General features: G+C 46.5%; 12 protein-coding genes, 1 tRNA gene, 1 rRNA gene, 1 pseudogene and 1 other annotated feature. Of the genes and pseudogenes, 7 read left to right on the top strand and 8 right to left on the bottom strand.

Going from position 1 to position 19,116, the window contains the following annotated elements:
• Positions 1 to 35: 35 nt before the first annotated feature.
• Both OOK74_RS08960 and ettA read right to left on the bottom strand, forming a co-directional pair.
• Positions 36 to 404 carry a PilZ domain-containing protein gene (locus OOK74_RS08960; protein WP_277208064.1) on the bottom strand — a complete coding sequence of 123 codons (369 nt, stop codon included), beginning with the start codon at positions 402 to 404 and terminating at the stop codon, positions 36 to 38.
• Between the two features lie 322 nt (positions 405 to 726).
• Complete coding sequence (gene ettA, locus OOK74_RS08955; protein ID WP_277208066.1) at positions 727 to 2,394, bottom strand: energy-dependent translational throttle protein EttA; 1,668 nt, start codon at positions 2,392 to 2,394, stop codon at positions 727 to 729.
• A 378-nt stretch (positions 2,395 to 2,772) separates the two neighbouring features.
• On the opposite strand from ettA, the gene sltY reads away from it, so the two are divergent.
• Positions 2,773 to 4,707 (top strand): murein transglycosylase, encoded by a 1,935-nt coding sequence (gene sltY, locus OOK74_RS08950; RefSeq protein WP_278182629.1) that lies wholly within the window; start codon positions 2,773 to 2,775, stop codon positions 4,705 to 4,707.
• A 54-nt stretch (positions 4,708 to 4,761) separates the two neighbouring features.
• On the top strand, positions 4,762 to 5,073 hold the full coding sequence (trpR, locus tag OOK74_RS08945) for a trp operon repressor (RefSeq protein ID WP_277208071.1): 312 nt from the start codon (positions 4,762 to 4,764) through the stop codon (positions 5,071 to 5,073).
• 106 nt (positions 5,074 to 5,179) lie between these two features.
• Here the strand turns inward: trpR and yjjX are convergent, their stop codons facing one another.
• The 6 genes and pseudogenes from yjjX to OOK74_RS08915 all read right to left on the bottom strand — a co-directional run bounded on the left by yjjX (position 5,180) and on the right by OOK74_RS08915 (position 12,267).
• Positions 5,180 to 5,680, bottom strand: a complete 501-nt coding sequence (gene yjjX / locus OOK74_RS08940) for an inosine/xanthosine triphosphatase (protein WP_277208082.1) — start codon at positions 5,678 to 5,680, stop codon at positions 5,180 to 5,182.
• Positions 5,655 to 8,043, bottom strand: a pseudogene (locus OOK74_RS08935) (putative bifunctional diguanylate cyclase/phosphodiesterase). Before OOK74_RS08935 ends, yjjX begins: the two are co-directional and overlap by 26 nt.
• Positions 8,027 to 9,067 (bottom strand): polyamine ABC transporter substrate-binding protein, encoded by a 1,041-nt coding sequence (locus OOK74_RS08930; RefSeq protein ID WP_278182628.1) that lies wholly within the window; start codon positions 9,065 to 9,067, stop codon positions 8,027 to 8,029. The pseudogene OOK74_RS08935 and the gene OOK74_RS08930 overlap by 17 nt, the downstream one beginning before the upstream one ends.
• 252 nt (positions 9,068 to 9,319) lie before the next feature.
• A complete protein-coding gene (gene pheA / locus OOK74_RS08925; protein WP_274722762.1) occupies positions 9,320 to 10,495 on the bottom strand; it encodes a prephenate dehydratase in 1,176 nt (391 codons plus the stop codon).
• A gap of 11 nt (positions 10,496 to 10,506) precedes the next feature.
• Positions 10,507 to 10,623, bottom strand: a sequence feature (Phe leader region).
• A 153-nt stretch (positions 10,624 to 10,776) separates the two neighbouring features.
• Complete coding sequence (gene hpf / locus OOK74_RS08920; RefSeq protein WP_274722761.1) at positions 10,777 to 11,103, bottom strand: ribosome hibernation-promoting factor, HPF/YfiA family; 327 nt, start codon at positions 11,101 to 11,103, stop codon at positions 10,777 to 10,779.
• A 438-nt stretch (positions 11,104 to 11,541) separates the two neighbouring features.
• A complete protein-coding gene (locus tag OOK74_RS08915; protein ID WP_274722760.1) occupies positions 11,542 to 12,267 on the bottom strand; it encodes an outer membrane protein assembly factor BamD in 726 nt (241 codons plus the stop codon).
• A gap of 154 nt (positions 12,268 to 12,421) precedes the next feature.
• Here OOK74_RS08915 and rluD point away from each other — a divergent pair, with 154 nt between their 5' ends.
• From rluD to OOK74_RS08890, 5 genes are all read left to right on the top strand, one after another.
• Positions 12,422 to 13,396: a 23S rRNA pseudouridine(1911/1915/1917) synthase RluD gene (gene rluD / locus OOK74_RS08910; protein WP_274722759.1), complete on the top strand. Its 975-nt coding sequence runs from the start codon at positions 12,422 to 12,424 to the stop codon at positions 13,394 to 13,396.
• Between the two features lie 2 nt (positions 13,397 to 13,398).
• Positions 13,399 to 14,121 carry a peptidoglycan editing factor PgeF gene (gene pgeF / locus OOK74_RS08905; RefSeq protein ID WP_278182627.1) on the top strand — a complete coding sequence of 241 codons (723 nt, stop codon included), beginning with the start codon at positions 13,399 to 13,401 and terminating at the stop codon, positions 14,119 to 14,121.
• Positions 14,122 to 14,305: 184 nt separating this feature from the next.
• The gene (clpB, locus tag OOK74_RS08900) at positions 14,306 to 16,879 is read left to right on the top strand and encodes an ATP-dependent chaperone ClpB (RefSeq protein ID WP_278182626.1); all 2,574 of its coding nucleotides are present in this window, start codon (positions 14,306 to 14,308) and stop codon (positions 16,877 to 16,879) included.
• Between the two features lie 544 nt (positions 16,880 to 17,423).
• Positions 17,424 to 18,966, top strand: a 16S ribosomal RNA gene (locus OOK74_RS08895).
• Between the two features lie 67 nt (positions 18,967 to 19,033).
• Positions 19,034 to 19,109: transfer RNA gene (locus tag OOK74_RS08890), tRNA-Glu, on the top strand.
• The last annotated feature ends 7 nt before the right edge of the window (positions 19,110 to 19,116 follow it).

Genomic DNA, 19,116 nt, shown 5'->3' with positions numbered 1-19,116 from the left:
GGCATGTTAAATCGGGGATGATTAAGGTAGATCAATTAAGGCTGCTCAAGATAAGAGAGATGTTCTAAATTGCGATGCAGTAAGCTGTCATCACCGAGATTCCACTCTACTAAACGGCGCAAATGGGCAATGCTATCGATATCAATATGATTGATAGCCATGCGTAGAATGCGCTCTTGTACGCTAATGATCTTAGCGGTCAAACGCAAAGTTACATCACTGTCTGGTAGCGTAAAAACGACTTCCACTAGAGCGTGTGCATCCAGCTTGGGTGGCTCTTCGCACCACAGCAGTAAGCCATGCAATGACAGATCTTGAATACACGTTGCCAACTGTTTATCACCTTGGTTTAAGGTGGCAGGCGCTTGGTACAAAATCCGTGAAAAACGGCGTTTTTCGATCATAGCGTTCTCCTAGACAAATACGGTAGATAAATCAAGCATAGCAAACCAGCACCTAACTCCCTGAAGTCGAGCAATAATCGGTTGGTTTGATCACACGCTATCCCCTTCCTACTTGAAGCTGCAGCAATGTTGGCGACGTTCGTTCACCCCAATCACATAGTTTGCCTATGCTCATAGTGACTCACTCACTTGCCGCCTACCTGCAACTCAAAGTCGTTTGGGTATATGTTAAGTCGATTGAGCCAGAATTGGTTGACTCATTATGCTCATGGTAAAGAGCAAAGGTCGCATTGCGACCTTTGCCATAACCTGCGCGAAGGTTTTATTTGGTCATACGTTTATACTTGATCCGGTGTGGCTCAGCAGCTTGTGCGCCAAGCGTTTGTTTCAGCCACTCCATATATTCGGTGTAGTTACCTTCGTAGAAGTTGACTTTACCTTCATCGCGGTAGTCAAGAATGTGAGTTGCGATACGGTCAAGGAACCAGCGGTCATGAGAGATCACCATCGCGCAGCCTGGAAATTCCAACAGAGCTTCTTCCAAAGCACGTAGCGTTTCAACGTCCAGATCGTTAGTAGGTTCGTCGAGCAACAGCACGTTACCACCAGCTTTGAGCAGTTTGGCTAAATGCACACGGTTACGTTCACCGCCGGACAGTTCACCAATCACTTTTTGCTGATCAACGCCTTTGAAGTTAAAACGAGAGCAGTAAGCACGCGCAGGGATTTCAAAGTTGTTGATGCGAATAATATCTGCCCCTTCAGAGATCTCTTGGAACACGGTGTGCTTATCATTCATGCTGTCGCGGAACTGATCCACTGATGCAAGTTTCACCGTATCACCCAACTCAATGCTGCCTGAATCCGGTTGTTCTACACCGCTGAGCATTTTAAACAGCGTTGATTTACCCGCACCGTTAGGACCGATAATGCCCACAATCGCTCCTTTGGGCATGCTAAATGACAGATCGTCAATCAACACTCGGCCATCAAACGATTTGGTCAGGTTTTTGACTTCAACCACTTTATCGCCTAAGCGTTCACCTGGCGGAATGAACAGTTCGTTGGTTTCATTACGTTTTTGGTGATCGGTATTTTGCAGCTCTTCAAAGCGTGCCATACGCGCTTTCGATTTCGCCTGACGACCTTTTGGATTCTGGCGTACCCATTCCAGCTCTTTCTCAATGGTTTTTTGGCGCGCTTTTTCTTGCGAAGCTTCTTGCTTCAAGCGCGCATCTTTTTGCTCTAGCCATGACGTGTAGTTGCCTTGCCATGGAATACCTTCACCACGGTCAAGCTCGAGAATCCAGCCTGCGGCATTGTCGAGGAAGTAACGGTCGTGGGTGATCGCGACAACAGTTCCTGAGTAATCAACCAAGAAACGCTCTAACCAAGCGACGGATTCCGCATCCAAGTGGTTGGTTGGCTCATCGAGTAACAGCATGTCTGGTTTTTCGAGTAACAAGCGGCAGATCGCAACCCGGCGACGCTCGCCCCCTGACAAGAATTTGATTTGCGTATCCCATTCTGGCAAGCGCAGTGCATCCGCCGCGCGCTCCAATACGTTTTCTAAGTTATGGCCATCTTTGGTTTCGATAAGTGCTTCAAGCTCACCTTGCTCTTTAGCCAGCGCATCAAAATCGGCTTCAGGCTCAGCGTAGGCCGCATACACTTGATCGAGGCGCTTAAGGGCGTGTACCACATCAGCAACAGCTTCTTCCACCACTTCACGTACGGTTTTACTCTCATCCAGCTTTGGCTCTTGCGGCAGGTAACCGACGTTTAAGCCAGGTTGTGGGCGAGCTTCACCATCGATGTCTTTGTCAATGCCAGCCATGATCCGCAGCAGGGTTGATTTACCTGCGCCGTTAAGGCCCAAAACACCGATTTTTGCGCCTGGGAAGAAACTCAAAGAGATGTCTTTTAGAATTTGACGCTTGGGTGGCACAATTTTGCTCACCCGAGACATGGTATATACGTATTCAGCCATTGCCGATCGTTCCTAATCTTTCAAACGGAATAAAGTGATTATTCTATATCAAAGCAAGCCGCTTTGTTACTAGAGCGCCCGCTTTTTGGGGGGCGAAACATTTCTTGAGACTTTCTTATTTAATGGGAGTGAGCCGCGCGCGGACGAACGTGAGCCATTACAATCGGCCTAGAGCGATGGGTGTACGGTTTGGTCTTCGTGGCCAGCAATACTTAATAAAATGTTGCATTATTTGCATTAAGTTTACTTCACTGCTATTGAGAACTCTGGTGAGAATCCGTTCAATAGTCGGTATTACCCAGATAGGTGGTGTTAGCTTCTTTTTTGGTTGTGCTTATCGCTAGCCACAATTGCCATTGATTTTAAGGATGAGATCTTATGATGTCTGTGACGCGACTTAAGCCGGGTAGCCTCGTGTCAGTCTTCATGTTAACCGCCTGTGCTGTCAGCGCGAATATTGCGGATTTAACCGTACAGCGAGAGCAATATGAGAAAGTGCAGCTTAGCTTGAATCATCAGGATCTCGCACAATACCAGCGAGTTCGCCAACAAATCGATGACTATCCATTGACTCCTTATCTCGATTACCGTGCTTTTCTGATTGATATTGGCAATAAGCCGCCGTTAGTGGTGCGCAATTTTATTGATAGCCACCAAGAATTTCCCTTTGCCGCGCGAATTGCTGCACCGTATTTAGATGCACTGGCGCGTGATAAAAAATGGGTAACGTTACTTAAATTCCAAACCGAATTACCCAACGGGGAGACTTATCAGTGTCACTATTACTATGCCAAGTTACAAACCGGTCTGCGTAATGAGGCGTTCGCTGGCGCGAAAAAATTGTGGATGAGTGGGGCGAGCATTGCTGATGCATGTGACCCACTGTTTGCTGAATGGCAACGGGTGGGGGGCTTAACCGATGAGTGGCGACTCAAGCGGGCTTTATTGGCTTTTGAGGGGCGTAATAGAAACCTGATTGTCTATCTGCAAAAAAAATTGCAGGGTAAAAAGTCCCAAGCTAAAGCTCAAGCGATGCTCGAACTGTTTGATAAACCGGAGCGAGTATTGTCTTACAGCCGCAAGGCTGCGCAAGATCCGTTTAATCAACAACTGGCCGAATTGGCGCTGCAAAAGTGGGCCAGAGCTGAGCCGTTAAAGGCCCAAGCGGTGTTGAATGACGTTGCGAAAGCGCAAGCTTGGCCTCAAGCGCAAAAAAATCGAACCGCTCGCTTTATTGCAATCCGTCTGATGGATGTTCAAGAGCCTGCGATCAACGAATGGCGCGATCAGGTGATTCGCGATAGTCATGAGGTGCGTTTGATTGAAGCGCGCATTCGTTTGGCACTGCGTGAAAATGATTGGCGTGATTTAGCTAAGTGGATTGCGCGGTTACCGGAGCAAGAGCGCAAGACATTGCGCTGGCAATATTGGCAAGCGAGAAGTGAGATTGCTCTTGGTCAGCCACAGCAAGGTCGTGAGCGTTTACAAGCTTTGCTTGGGCAGCGCCATTTTTACAGTGTTGCTGCCGCCAAATGGTTGCAGCAAGCGGTGAATTATCCGACCAGCACCCTAGTGCTTGATCAATCCGCTCTTAAAGCCCATCACAAGGCGTTAGCTCGGATCAACGAGCTGGTCTTGCTAAATAAAATGACTGCCGCAAACAGTGAGTGGCGCTGGTTACTGGCCCGGGTTAGCCCAAGCGAGCAAGCGATGTTAGCCGCTTATGCTGCCAGTGTTGGCTGGCACCAGATGACCATTATGGCGACGATTGCTGCCAAGTTATGGGATAACAATCAGTTGCGTTTCCCTGTGGTCCATCAAGATTTATTTACTCTGCATGGACAGCAAAATAGTATTGACCCTATCACTTTGATGTCATTAGCCAGACAAGAGAGTGCGATGAATCCGAATGCTCAATCCCCCGTTGGCGCGCGAGGTTTGATGCAGATCATGCCAGATACCGCGCGTTATACGGCAAGCAAATACCAGTTGAGTTATAGCAATCCTGATCAGCTATACCAAGTGGCTAAAAATATCGAAATTGGTAGCCGCTATCTCAGTAGTTTACTTGAGCGCTATGATCAGAATCGGATTTTAGCGTTCGCAGCCTACAATGCCGGACCGAGCCGGGTTGATAATTGGCGGCAGCGTACGCAAGGCAAGTTGGATGTGTATGGCTTTATTGAGGCGATCCCATTTGCTGAGACGCGCGGTTATGTACAGAATATTTTAATGTTTGAAACCTACTATCGAGATTTAATGGGGGTAGAAGGCCCTTTTCTTAGTGAACGAGAGTTAAATACAAAGTATTGATTCCTCTCCCTGCTGCACTACAATAAGCGGGTGTATCACTTAATGAGTACAACTATGGTACCACAACCTTATTATACGCAGTGGCAGCAAGTTTTGGATCTGGTTAAGCAGGCGGTGCAGCAAGATCAGCATGAACTGCTACTGACATTACTGATGACGCTTGATGAACGTGAAGCGCTGGTTGCGCGAGTCAATATTGTGCATGAGTTGTTAAGTGGCGAGATGTCACAGCGACAAATTAGCCAGATGCTTGGCGTGGGGATAGCGACGATTACGCGAGGCTCGAATGAGCTTAAATCTCGTAGTGAGCAAGACAAAACCACATTAGCGCAACTGTTAACCTCGCCTGCCTCTCCAACTCGTTAAAGCTCAATAGCGATCAGTTTAGAACATGCTGAGCCGTGGCTGTAATATGAATAGCTGTAGCATTAATAGTAGTAATATGACTGGATAGTGGCATGAAGAATCCACATCAAGTCATGTTGATGATGCTTTGAGGGTAATGGTCAGGATTGATAAACGGGATCAGTGCTAAAATCAACGCTTGGTGATAAACCGAGCTACGGGTCAGGTGATGAGCGGTTAATAAGCCAATCGCTCCACCTTGCTGCTTAATATTTTCGGTACCAAACACTTGATCCATCACATCGCCTAATTCTGTGCCAGAACTAAGCTGTTCAAGCACCAATGGCGGTAACATTAAGCAAGCACTACGTGATTCGCCTCGTTGCTCGCTCGATTCAATAATCATCCAGGCAAAGGTTTTGTTATCTTCAATGCCGGCTTCTATACCGACGTAATAGTCTGCATCAGGATACCGCTGTTTGGCATTTCGTACCCGGTTGACAGCACCCTGTTTGGTTTCTGAGTCACTCATCGGCTGAGCGGCGACGTCACTGGGTACCGATACGCCAATAAACTCATCGTAATGATCGGCAAACACAGTGTTAAATGCACTTTGTACCGCATTTATTTTGGCCGGATTTTGTGAGGCGATAATAATTTTGCGCATAACTTTTCTTATCATGATGGTAACGAGGCCAGCCAGGGGCCAAGCTCGGAGAGGCTCATTGGGTGTCCCAAGTAGAAACCTTGCATATAGTCACATTCATATTCTGCTAACCACTGGTACATGGTTTGATTCTCGATACCTTCGGCGGTGACTTTGATCGATTGGGAGTGACAAAAATCAATCAATGGTTGAATAACACTTTGTTTGTTAGTGGCGATCAGTGTATCTAAAAATTGGCGATCAAACTTAATTTTTTGTACCGGGTATTGCACTAACTGAGTGATGGAGGTGTAGCCAGAGCCAAAATCATCAATCGTTAGTCCATAACCGCTATTTGAAAGCTCATATAAAAGTGAGGTGCTTTGTGAGTCGGCCGCAAAAGTCTCGGTAATTTCAAAATCAACCCATTGCGGATCGACCTTATACAGATTAGCTTGCAGGTGGATAAATTCAGCTAACTTTAGTGAATTGAGTTCAGCGGAAGAGAGATTAATCGAAATCTGCATCGGATCATTGCTTATCGCTTGCAGGCGAGCAAACTCTCTAAATGTTTGCATGATAACCCAGCGGTCTATGGTGCCAAAGAGTCCTATTTGTTCGGCAATCGGAATGAATTCATCGGGATAGACCTCACCTAGCAATTCGGATTGCCAACGTAATAACACTTCAAATCCCGCTAAGCGTTTGTCGGAACCAGTAAAATAAGGCTGATAAACCAAGCTGAACTCTTGATCAAACAGCCCTAAGCGTAGGGCGCGTTCGATATTATTACGTCGTTGTACAATTTGATCTAAAGCTTGTGAGTAATAGGCTAGCTGATTTTTACCGGCATTTTTGGCTTGATACATCGCAGTATCGGCATTCAGGAGTAATTTTTCGATATGAGTACCATCGTTGGGGAAAGTGGCAATCCCAATGCTGGCCGTAATCGGAAAATCACTCAGTGCGGAATGACTTTTGCTCTGAATTGGATCGAGTATCCGCTGAGCAAATAGGTTCACACAGTCAGTGAATTGCTTGGGGGCGACCAGCAAAATGGCAAATTCATCACCGGATAAGCGAGCGGCAATACTGAAGGTATTGTGGCTGACTTCAAAGCTTTTACACAGTTGATGAACATGACTAGCAAAGCTGACTAATAGCGAATCCCCCACTTGGTGGCCATATTTGTCATTCACATATTTGAAGTTATCGAGGTCGATATACATTACCCAGATCTGCTGAGTGGCATGATAGCGGGAAAGCAGCAAATTGGCTTGTACTTGAAACTGATAGCGGTTGGCCAGTTTAGTGAGATGATCATTTTCAGCTAAGGCTTTGGTACGTTGATACGTCGAGTTTAATTCGGTGTACATAGCGTAAAAACGTGAGGAGAGGCGGCCAATCTCGTCGTTAGTTTTCAGTGGTTCAATATTTTTGCGTTGATGATTCTCTACTTCTTGTAACTGTTTATCCAACTTAAGTATGGGGTTAATTACATGACGATAAAGTAGCATCAGTAGTAGGAGAACAGTAACCAAGGCTGAGATACCAAAAGAGAGTAACAGTCGAAACTGAATTGCTCCTAGTTTGGTATTCAGTATTTGTGGGGCGGGGTTTAATGTCGCGTAAAACCCGGGTTGTAGCTCAACAGATTGTGTGAATTGATTTTGATTCGTTGGCGGAGTATGACTGAAAAGAATGGGGCTTTGGTTATCAAATTCAATTTGTTGCCGCAGTTGGCTGAACTGCTCTAATACCACATACACCACCACAAAAAACACATCTTGCCGATTGTAACTGAGTGGCGTTAATAAGGTCTGTTGATCTAATAGATCATAGCGAACCAGTATATCTTCACCAACGGAATTGAGTGTGTAACTAATGTCGGAAGTTTTTTGGGTGGTTGAAAAACGTTGTGTGACGTAGTCCTGCACCTGAGGGTCGATGGTTGTAAATGGATCGGCACTATTTTCTGCATAGTAAAGCAGTTCTTGATTACCATTTAGAATCGATAGTGCAACGAACTGTTGCTCACTCGGTTGTAAAATATCTAAGGTTTCCCGCAGATTATCCACTAATGCCAGTTCTTGATACGGATTATTTTCTAGCGCGAAATAGTGCCGCATGATGTCGCTTTTGGCTAAGGTAAAAGCGTAGCTACTCACCAATGCTTGTGCTTGTTGATAATGGTTAGCTAATTTCTCAATATTCAGTTGCAGATAACTCTCAGTTCTTTTGATCAGCGCATTTTTCTGACTGGTATAAATCATATGGCTTGAAACAGCGGCACTGAGCAGGATCACTGGGGTGATCAGTAATAGAATTCTATGGTTTAGTTTCATAGTGATGAGTCACACTGTTGATGATTTTGGCGCGTAGATTGAGATTTTTGGCTGACAGCTCACTGTCGATAAGCGCCACTGCGAGACGTGGCTCCGGCAGATAAATCGAACTGTCTTCACGATGCTCTGCCGGAAGCAAAGCTCGTGCTTTATAGTTTGGACTTGCGGTTTGGATATATTCAGCGTTAATCGCTGCAATATTGGGTTGCATTAGGAAATCGAGAAAAGCTTTGGCTTGGGTGACGTTGGTTGAGGAACTATTTACCGCTAGACAGTCTACCCATAGATAGGCTGAGCCTTCTGGTACCACAAATTGCCAATCTTGCTCGTTCAAGAAACGGTTGAGTGAGTAGTGATCACCACTATAAGTCACCGCCATGTGCAAATTGTCCGGTCGAGGATGACTGCGCACATAACTTAGCGCATATTCATAAGTCAGAATATTAGGCTTGGCCGCTTCGAGTAGGTGGTAGGCTTGCTTTAAAAGATCAATCGAATCCGTGAGCGGTGAGGCGTTGAGCATCGATAGTGCAGGTAATAACGTTTCGACACTGTCTTTGAGCATCCCGACGTGGCCACGGTGCTCTGGTGCAATATCGATTACCTCGCTCCACTGACTGGGAGGCGTACTAAATCGGCTCTTACGATAGGCGATCCCCACTGCGCCCCAAAAATAAGGGATCGCGTGTGTGCCACAGGTCTGTAGCCAAAGTGGGTCATTATTATTGCGATTGGGTAGGTTTGTGAGATCTTCAAATTCATTTTGGCGTGAGAAAATCGATGCGGAGACGTTATCTAACATCACAATATCGAATGGCAGCTGAACACTTTTTAGCATCAGTAAGCTGCGTTGATCATCGTTATCAAAATGGTAAAGATTAATTGAAATGCCAGTTTGTTGCTGCCAAGTATCGATGATACTTGGGGCAATGGTATCTTCCCATAGATAGATATTGAGTGGTGAAGCGTAGGTGTGAGCACAGGCCGTGTTCAACATGATCAGCGAAAAAATGCGTTTAATCATTGGCCAATACGATCTCCATTCGTGATGGCTTTTCTTACTAGCAGCAACAAAACAACATGAGCAAGAAAACAACATAAGCAAAAAACAAGAGTCAGTAAACCGCAGTAAGCAAACAGCAGCAACAAAATGAATCACTTCGCGTTAGGCTATCGGCGACATGCTCTGTTTCGGCGAGTTAAGGCTATGTTTAATCGCGGAGTATTGTAATTAAATCTTATGCAACTGTCAGCTTAGTTGGTCAAATTTGTCGCTTCAAATAAATTTCACTTGGATTGGTTTGATATTTTCACTTGGGTAACAACCGAGCACTTTCAAGTGGCGAGTCAGTTGGGTAAGTTCGACTAACGCTTGCTGCATAGCTTGTGAATCAATGTGCGCGGCTAAATCGACATAGAACATCTCTTCCCAAGGATTGCCCATAATCGGCCGAGATTCGAGCTTGGTCATATTGATCGCATAACGTTGTAATACCAGAAGTGTCGCAACGAGTGACCCGGCTTCTTGTGAGGTCGACATAATTAACGTAGTTTTGGCTGGGATCTGTGGTGAGACTTCAACAGGCTTGCGCGCTACCACAATAAAACGAGTATGGTTTTCAGTTTGGTTAGCAATATTGGCTTGGATCGGTTGTAAGCCGTAGAGCTTACCACTGGCTGAATTGCCAATCGCTGCCACATCGGCGCGATTAAGCTGCTGCACTTTTTTCATGGCATCGGCGGTGCTGGCGCAGCTTTCTAATTTCACTCCTTTTAAGTGACTCAGGAATTCACTGCACTGTTGGTGTGGCTGGGGGTGGGAATAGAGCACTTTAAGATCTTCTAAGCGAATATCTTGGGTGGCGACTAAACAGTGTTCAATCGGTTGGGTCAGTTCACCAACGATGTACAAGGTAGTGTGTTGCAGCAAATCGTACACTTCATTGATTGATCCTGAACTGGTATTTTCAATGGGCAGCACACCGTAATCGGCATGACCCGATTCCACCGTACTGGCAACTTCTTTGAAACGATCGCAATTAAGCTCAATTAATTCGGTATTTTTACGGCTGAAATATTCGCGAGTAGCAAGGTGTGAATAAGAGCCTTTGGCTCCTAAAAAGGCAACTCTAGCTAATGGCTTACGACTTTGTGGATTGGCTAAGTTTTGCAAATAGGCTTGTTGCAGCAATACTGAATCTTCAATGATAGTGTGAAAAATCTTCGTGATGTACTGCGCATCTAGCTGGTATTTGTTTTTGCCTGCGTTGATCAGCTTGACCAATAGTTGTTGTTCACGCGCTGGGTCACGTACCGGTTTGGCGGTTTCGACTTTACTTTTAGCGACCTCAATGCTCATTTGGCGACGCTCTGACAGCAGGCTAAGCAATTGGTCGTCCAGTTCGTTAAGGCGTGAGCGAATATCATCGAGTGAGCATGGTTTGTCGGTCATAAACTTATCCTTATAAAAAAGCCCCCTAAAGAGGAGGCTTTCTGTTCGTTTTTGATTTGTCTTTAGAGCATCTGCGAGTTATGTGCACGATGGAAAAATAAATCAAAAAAGCACAGCTAATTAGCGTGAACAATGAATAGTTATCCAGTTTATTGTGCATACACAATAAGCAAGCCCCTACAGAGCGTCAAGCGAAAAAATAGCGCCTTGAGGCGCTATCTGTCGATTATCTTAATTGTCAATCGTCGCAACGGTGAATGGTTTTGGCGATCAATGGCTGTTTATTCTAGCTCTTCACTAGGTTCTGGTTTATCGGCTCGACGAGCTTCGGGTTTGTGGCGCAGTTTGTTTAATTGCCGTTCAAGTTTCTGCTCGACCTCATTAATGGCAGCATACAGATCTTCGTGAATGGCGGAGGCAACCAGTTGGCCACGTGGAATGCTCACTACGGCTTCAAATTTTTTCTGCTTATTCGGCTCTTCACTAAAACTGGCCTGACAACCAATAATGTCGACTTGCCATTTCTCTAATTTTTTGAATTTACCCTCAATATGATCGCGGATTGCAGAGGTGATATCGATATTTTTGCCAGTGATGTTGATCTTCATAATGCTTATTCCTCTGTGTCATCCCTTATGGGTTGCTTTCAGATTAGCGTGCTGAATGGGAAATAATGTGATCATTGTCACTTTTGATGCGGCATTTTTTTTGCTCTGAAATAAACGTGATCTATCGCAAAGCTTATACCAGTCAGGGCTATAAAAAGCTTGTTATCTCTTATAAAAGCGCTAAATTCGAAAGAAGCAAAAACTAAAAACTGCCGATTTTTTAGTGCCTTGCTGCGACTTAAAATACCGAAAGAATAAAAAAACACCACTTTGAGCTTGTGATTATCATCACGTTACATCACGGGATGTTGTAATAGTAAAAAGCAACTTGAAGCGGTAACTGTGACGAATGGAATTAGCGCGTGATGGCGATAATCCATTACGATAGAAAAAGAGCCACTTTTGAGTGGCTCTTTTTGTGTCAGTGAGAAGTTTAGCCTATAGCGGGTTTAGCTGGATCAACTGCTTAGTCCGCTCAACAGCATCGGTTAAGCCGAGCTGTTGGTAAGCTTTAAGCTGAATTTCTAATCCTTTACGTGCCGCTTGAGTATCCGGATAGGTTTTTTGCAGCTCTTGGGTGCGATTGATGGCGGCAATCCAAGCTTCACGGCGCAGATAGAAATCGGCCGTGGCTAAGTCATATTCGGCTAAACGATTTTTTAGCGCGAGCATGCGCTGCTGAGCATCTTGGGCGTAAGGGCTATTTGGATAGCGCTGGAGCAGTCGTTTAAAATCATTGAAAGCGGCTTTTACCGGTTCAGGATCGCGATCATGACGATCAATGTTGAACAGGTCATGCATAAAGTTGCGATCTTGTGCCATATGCGTCAAACCACGCATATAAAATACCCAATCCATCTTTTCATGGGTTGGATTGAGGCGGATAAATCGCTCAATCGTGGCTAAGCCTAATGCCAAGTCATCATTTTTGTAGTAGGCATAGATCAAATCAAGCTGTACTTGTTCAGAATACGCCCCAAATGGGTAGCGAGAATCGAGCGCTTCTAATTTCTCAATGGCAGTTAGCCAAGAGCCACTTTGCAGCGCGGTTTGAGCTTGCGAGTAAAGTTCTGATGGTGGTACATCCGGCACCACTTCTGGAGTGCTAGAGCAACCCCATAACAGGGATAACGCGAGTAGGCCTGATAAAGTTTGGTATTTCATGTCAGGGTGGAATTCCTTGCAAATGTTGCTTTTCAATAAGTGCGTAAGCCGCGCGCAAATCGTTTCGTTACTTTCTCAGCAGTAACAGCTACAATGTCGGGGTATTTTTCCATACTAGTGACTATTAGTCTCACGGTTTTTTAAAAAGTTCGATATGGCTCATCAGATTGAATTAACTCAAACAGTAAAAGATAGCCAGCTTGGTCAACGTCTTGATCAAGCTGTAGCTGAATTATTTGCCGACTTTTCTCGCTCACGTTTAAAAGAGTGGTTGCTGGAAGGCAAGATTGTCGTGAATGGTGAAGTTGTCACCAAGCCACGCACCAAAGTAATGGGTGGCGAGGTGATTACCGTTCAGGCTGAATTAGAAGATGAACAGCGCTGGGAAGCGCAGGATTTGCCACTGAACATTGTGTATGAAGATGACGATATTATCGTGATTAACAAACCGCGTGACTTTGTGGTGCATCCTGGTGCCGGTCAGGCGGATGGCACAGTGCTCAATGCGCTGTTATTCCATTATCCGCCGATTGCAGAAGTGCCGAGGGCGGGGATTGTCCATCGTCTCGATAAAGATACGACGGGCTTAATGGTGGTTGCGAAAACCATACCCGCACAGACCCACTTAGTGCGTGCATTGCAAAAGCGCGATGTGACTCGTGAGTATGAAGCGATCGTGATTGGCACCATGACCGCAGGCGGCATGATTGATAAGCCGATTGGTCGTCACTCGACTAAGCGCACTTTGATGTCGGTTTCGCCAATGGGCAAGCATGCGGTTACTCATTACCGTGTCGCGGAGCATTTCCGTGAGCATACCCGTTTGCGTTTGCGTCTAGAAACTGGGCGTACACACCAAATCCGGGTGCACATGGCATATTTGCAGCATCCTCTATTAGGGGATACCGCTTATGGTGGCCGCGCGCGCATCCCGAAAGGGGCGAGTGAAGAGCTAACGACAATGATTCGTCATTTTGACCGTCAAGCGTTGCATGCGGTGATGTTGAAGTTTGAGCATCCAATCACAGGAGAAGAGCTCGAATTCCATGCGCCAGTACCGGATGATATGGTGGAGATGACCCTCGCTCTGCGTGAAGACACTCAGCTAAATCCTACGGAAGAGTACTAAGCATGATTCTCCCCAACTGGAAAGCGCCAAAGCAAGTTCGAGCATTCAGTTCGACTCGTACGGGTGGTTTTTCACAAGGTGTGTATCAGGGTTTAAATCTTGGTATGCATGTTGGGGATGATCCGAAGCTTGTACTACGTAATCGGCAATCGTTGGTGGAAACATCAGCTTTGCCCTGCTCACCGATTTGGCTAAACCAAACCCATTCTACGATGGTACTCAATGTCGATGCTCCGACCGAACAAGTGCTAAACGCCGATGGTCTGATAACCTCGACTCCGAATGTGGTGTGTTCGGCGATGACGGCAGATTGTTTACCTGTGCTGATGACCAATCAGGCAGGAACTCAAGTTGCGGCTGTTCATGCTGGCTGGCGTGGTTTAGCCAACGGGATTGTTGAACAAACTGCAGCAAAAATGAGTGGCGATGTGATGGTATGGCTTGGCCCTGCGATTGGTGCGCAAGCGTTTGAAGTGGGCGACGACGTGTTTTCTGCCTTTGTTGCTCATCATTCCGATGCTGAACAGGCGTTTACTCCTCAGGCGCAGAAAGGCAAATGGCTGGCGGATATGGGTCAATTAGCCAAACTGCGTTTGCATGAACTGGGCATTGATCAAGTGTTTGAGAGTGGCCGGTGTACTTATCAAGACTCAACAAATTTTTATTCTTATCGCCGCGATGGTGTGACCGGTCGTCAAGCGACATTTATTTGGCTTGAAGAGTAATCTTGCGCTAAACACGATATCTTCCACTAAATACCCTATCTCCCACCGCTATTGTCTATTCCTTATCTTTTTACAACCCATTTTCTGCCACAAAGTTTGCCCCACTTACCTTGAAAATCTAGCCGTTGATAACCATCTTAATAGACAGATTTAGTTCATCTCAGATGAGATTAGGAAGGTTGATATGCGTCTTGATAGATTTACCAGCAAATTTCAGATCGCGATTTCTGATGCCCAGTCATTAGCGCTTGGGCGTGATCATCAATATATCGAACCGGTGCACTTAATGATGGCGCTGCTTGATCAAAATGGCAGCCCGATCCGTCCACTACTTACCATGCTGAATATTGATGTGATGCAGCTGCGTTCTAAGCTGGGCGAACTGCTCGATCGCTTACCGAAAGTCAGTGGTATTGGTGGTGATGTGCAGCTCTCTTCTGCTTTAGGTTCGTTATTTAACCTATGTGATAAAGTGGCACAAAAGCGTCAAGATGCTTACATCTCATCTGAAATCTACCTACTCGCCGCGCTGGAAGATAAGGGGCCGCTTGGGCTTTTGTTGAAACAACTTGATCTCACCGAGAAAAAAGTGTCTGATGCGATTGAAAAAATTCGTGGTGGGCAGAAAGTCAAGGATCCGAATGCGGAAGAGTTACGCCAAGCATTGGAAAAATTCACCATCGATCTGACCGAGCGGGCAGAGCAGGGCAAACTGGATCCGGTGATTGGCCGAGATGATGAAATTCGGCGCACCATTCAAGTGTTACAACGGCGTACCAAAAATAACCCAGTGATCATTGGTGAGCCAGGGGTGGGTAAAACTGCGATTGTCGAAGGCTTAGCGCAGCGTATCATCAATAATGAAGTACCAGAAGGCTTGCGTGGTCGGCGGGTGTTATCTTTGGATATGGGCGCGCTGGTGGCGGGGGCTAAATATCGTGGTGAATTTGAAGAGCGTTTAAAATCGGTGCTCAATGAATTGGGCAAAGAAGAAGGCAACATCATTCTGTTTATTGATGAGCTGCATACCATGGTCGGCGCGGGGAAAGGCGAAGGTTCGATGGATGCTGGCAATATGCTCAAACCGGCTTTGGCGCGTGGAGAATTGCACTGTGTTGGTGCCACCACACTGGATGAGTATCGCCAATATATAGAAAAAGATCCCGCCTTAGAACGCCGCTTTCAAAAAGTGCTGGTCGATGAGCCAAGTGTGGAAGATACCATCGCCATCTTGCGTGGTTTAAAAGAGCGTTACGAGCTGCATCATCATGTGGAAATCACCGATCCGGCGATTGTCGCTGCGGCGAGTTTATCGCATCGTTATGTTTCGGATCGGCAATTACCCGATAAAGCGATCGATTTGATTGATGAAGCAGCATCCAGTATCCGGATGCAAATTGATTCCAAACCGGAAGCGCTGGATAAGCTGGAACGTAAAATTATTCAACTCAAGATAGAGCAGCAAGCACTGTCAAATGAGCATGATGAAGCCAGTACCAAACGGCTGACACTCTTAAATGAAGAGCTGCAAGAAAAAGAGCGTGATTACGCAGAGCTTGAAGAAGTGTGGAAAGCCGAAAAAGCTGCGCTTTCTGGTACCCAACATATTAAAGCAGCATTAGAGCAAGCGCGGCTAGATCTCGATGTGGCACGTCGTGCTGGTGATTTAAGTCGCATGTCAGAACTACAATATGGCCGTATCCCTGAGTTAGAAAAGCAGCTTGATCTTGCCGCGCAAGCTGAAATGCAGGAAATGACCCTATTGCGTAATAAAGTCACCGATGCCGAAATCGCTGAAGTGCTGTCTAAGCAGACCGGGATCCCAGTTTCAAAAATGCTGGAAGCCGAGAAAGAAAAATTATTGCGCATGGAAGATGTACTGCATCACCGGGTGATCGGTCAGCAAGAAGCGGTTGAAGTGGTCGCCAATGCCATTCGGCGCAGTCGGGCTGGTTTGTCGGATCCGAATCGTCCCATCGGCTCATTCTTATTCCTTGGCCCAACAGGGGTTGGTAAAACCGAGCTGTGTAAGACACTCGCCAATTTCCTGTTTGATAGTGAAGATGCCATGGTGCGAGTCGACATGTCGGAATTTATGGAGAAACACTCGGTGGCTCGTTTAGTCGGTGCGCCTCCTGGTTATGTTGGCTATGAAGAAGGCGGTTACTTAACCGAAGCTGTGCGTCGTAAACCTTATTCAGTGATTTTGTTGGATGAAGTAGAAAAAGCCCATCCTGATGTGTTTAATATTTTACTGCAAGTTTTGGATGACGGACGATTGACCGATGGCCAAGGTCGAACGGTGGATTTCCGTAATACCGTGGTGATCATGACTTCTAACCTAGGATCAAGCCGTATTCAGGAGAATTTTGCTAGTTTGGATTATCAAGGTATCAAACAGCAGGTCATGGATGTGGTCACTAAACACTTTCGTCCAGAGTTTTTGAACCGAGTCGACGAAAGTGTGGTATTCCATCCGTTAGGTCAGCAGCATATTAAGTTGATCGCCTCGATTCAACTAGGCCGCTTGCGTCAACGTTTGGCAGAGCGTGATTACCCACTAGAGGTGGATGATCAAGCGCTTGAGCTGATTGCTCATGTCGGTTTCGATCCTGTATATGGTGCACGCCCACTGAAAAGGGCGATCCAGCAAAATGTTGAGAATCCTCTGGCGAAATCGATTTTGGCCGGAAAATTTTTACCAGGCTCACCAATTAAATTGTCGGTAAAAGACGGTAATATTTTTGCAACTCAGTAGTTGAGTCAAAAATGAGCTAGCAAAACAAGCACCAGAGAGCCATGTTTAGTGGTTCTTTGGTCTGTTTCACCGTTCATAATGGGGTGTATTGGTGTTTTTTGCTGGTTATTTGTCCGCTTGAGTTTGAAGTATAGAAAAAAGTGCATTTAGGGTCTTGCCAGAAATAAAATCATCCCTATAATGCGCCCTCACTGACACGGCAGACGCCGCAAGGCTTCAGGGCCAGTCAGCAAGGCAAAATGCTTCGATGCAAAAAGATGAAAAAAAGTGTTTGACACTGACCATTATCTCGCTAGAATGCACAGCCTCTTCGGTAAGAAAGCCGAAGCGAAACGCTCTTTAACAATATAAACCAATCAATCTGTGTGGGCACTCGTTGATGATAATCTCAAAAAGATTAATCAATGAACTGAGTGACCAACGAGACGCAAGTCTTGGCACAGTCAATTCATTATCGTTCTGTTGGAACGATAATAGCTTTGAATTACTAAGGTAATTTAAAGTCAGTATTCATTGAGCCGAAGCGAAAGCTTCAAAAAACTTTTAATTGAAGAGTTTGATCATGGCTCAGATTGAACGCTGGCGGCAGGCCTAACACATGCAAGTCGAGCGGCAGCACAGAGGAACTTGTTCCTTGGGTGGCGAGCGGCGGACGGGTGAGTAATGCCTGGGAAATTGCCCTGATGTGGGGGATAACCATTGGAAACGATGGCTAATACCGCATGATGCCTACGGGCCAAAGAGGGGGACCTTCGGGCCTCTCGCGTCAGGATATGCCCAGGTGGGATTAGCTAGTTGGTGAGGTAATGGCTCACCAAGGCGACGATCCCTAGCTGGTCTGAGAGGATGATCAGCCACACTGGAACTGAGACACGGTCCAGACTCCTACGGGAGGCAGCAGTGGGGAATATTGCACAATGGGCGCAAGCCTGATGCAGCCATGCCGCGTGTATGAAGAAGGCCTTCGGGTTGTAAAGTACTTTCAGTCGTGAGGAAGGTTGTAGTGTGAATAGCACTATGATTTGACGTTAGCGACAGAAGAAGCACCGGCTAACTCCGTGCCAGCAGCCGCGGTAATACGGAGGGTGCGAGCGTTAATCGGAATTACTGGGCGTAAAGCGCATGCAGGTGGTTTGTTAAGTCAGATGTGAAAGCCCTGGGCTCAACCTAGGAGTTGCATTTGAAACTGACAAGCTAGAGTACTGTAGAGGGGGGTAGAATTTCAGGTGTAGCGGTGAAATGCGTAGAGATCTGAAGGAATACCGGTGGCGAAGGCGGCCCCCTGGACAGATACTGACACTCAGATGCGAAAGCGTGGGGAGCAAACAGGATTAGATACCCTGGTAGTCCACGCCGTAAACGATGTCTACTTGGAGGTTGTGGCCTTGAGCCGTGGCTTTCGGAGCTAACGCGTTAAGTAGACCGCCTGGGGAGTACGGTCGCAAGATTAAAACTCAAATGAATTGACGGGGGCCCGCACAAGCGGTGGAGCATGTGGTTTAATTCGATGCAACGCGAAGAACCTTACCTACTCTTGACATCCTCAGAAGAGACTGGAGACAGTCTTGTGCCTTCGGGAACTGAGAGACAGGTGCTGCATGGCTGTCGTCAGCTCGTGTTGTGAAATGTTGGGTTAAGTCCCGCAACGAGCGCAACCCTTATCCTTGTTTGCCAGCACGTAATGGTGGGAACTCCAGGGAGACTGCCGGTGATAAACCGGAGGAAGGTGGGGACGACGTCAAGTCATCATGGCCCTTACGAGTAGGGCTACACACGTGCTACAATGGCGTATACAGAGGGCAGCGATACCGCGAGGTGGAGCGAATCTCAGAAAGTGCGTCGTAGTCCGGATTGGAGTCTGCAACTCGACTCCATGAAGTCGGAATCGCTAGTAATCGCAAATCAGAATGTTGCGGTGAATACGTTCCCGGGCCTTGTACACACCGCCCGTCACACCATGGGAGTGGGCTGCAAAAGAAGCAGGTAGTTTAACCTTCGGGAGGACGCTTGCCACTTTGTGGTTCATGACTGGGGTGAAGTCGTAACAAGGTAGCGCTAGGGGAACCTGGCGCTGGATCACCTCCTTACACGAAGATTATCGTGATGAGTGTCCACACAGATTGATATGGTTTAGATTAGAGAAGCAAACATAGTGTCCCGTTCGTCTAGAGGCCTAGGACACCGCCCTTTCACGGCGGTAACAGGGGTTCGACTCCCCTACGGGATACCACTTCCTT

The sequence above is a fragment of the Vibrio misgurnus genome, from assembly GCF_029635775.1.
Taxonomy (GTDB): Bacteria; Pseudomonadota; Gammaproteobacteria; order Enterobacterales; family Vibrionaceae; genus Vibrio; species Vibrio chanodichtyis.
The sequence above is the reverse complement of the archived record's forward strand: the minus strand, read 5'-3'. Positions and strand labels throughout refer to the sequence as shown.

Bases quoted from the DNA above. Each gene is read 5' to 3' on its own strand.
- pheA (WP_274722762.1), bottom strand. From the start codon at position 10,495: ATGACCGACAAACCATGCTCACTCGATGATATTCGCTCACGCCTTAAC.
- pgeF (WP_278182627.1), top strand. From the start codon at position 13,399: ATGATTCTCCCCAACTGGAAAGCGCCAAAGCAAGTTCGAGCATTCAGT.
- clpB (WP_278182626.1), top strand. From the start codon at position 14,306: ATGCGTCTTGATAGATTTACCAGCAAATTTCAGATCGCGATTTCTGAT.
- ettA (WP_277208066.1), bottom strand. From the start codon at position 2,394: ATGGCTGAATACGTATATACCATGTCTCGGGTGAGCAAAATTGTGCCA.
- rluD (WP_274722759.1), top strand. From the start codon at position 12,422: ATGGCTCATCAGATTGAATTAACTCAAACAGTAAAAGATAGCCAGCTT.
- trpR (WP_277208071.1), top strand. From the start codon at position 4,762: ATGGTACCACAACCTTATTATACGCAGTGGCAGCAAGTTTTGGATCTG.
- hpf (WP_274722761.1), bottom strand. From the start codon at position 11,103: ATGAAGATCAACATCACTGGCAAAAATATCGATATCACCTCTGCAATC.
- sltY (WP_278182629.1), top strand. From the start codon at position 2,773: ATGATGTCTGTGACGCGACTTAAGCCGGGTAGCCTCGTGTCAGTCTTC.
- OOK74_RS08960 (WP_277208064.1), bottom strand. From the start codon at position 404: ATGATCGAAAAACGCCGTTTTTCACGGATTTTGTACCAAGCGCCTGCC.
- OOK74_RS08930 (WP_278182628.1), bottom strand. From the start codon at position 9,067: ATGATTAAACGCATTTTTTCGCTGATCATGTTGAACACGGCCTGTGCT.
- OOK74_RS08915 (WP_274722760.1), bottom strand. From the start codon at position 12,267: ATGAAATACCAAACTTTATCAGGCCTACTCGCGTTATCCCTGTTATGG.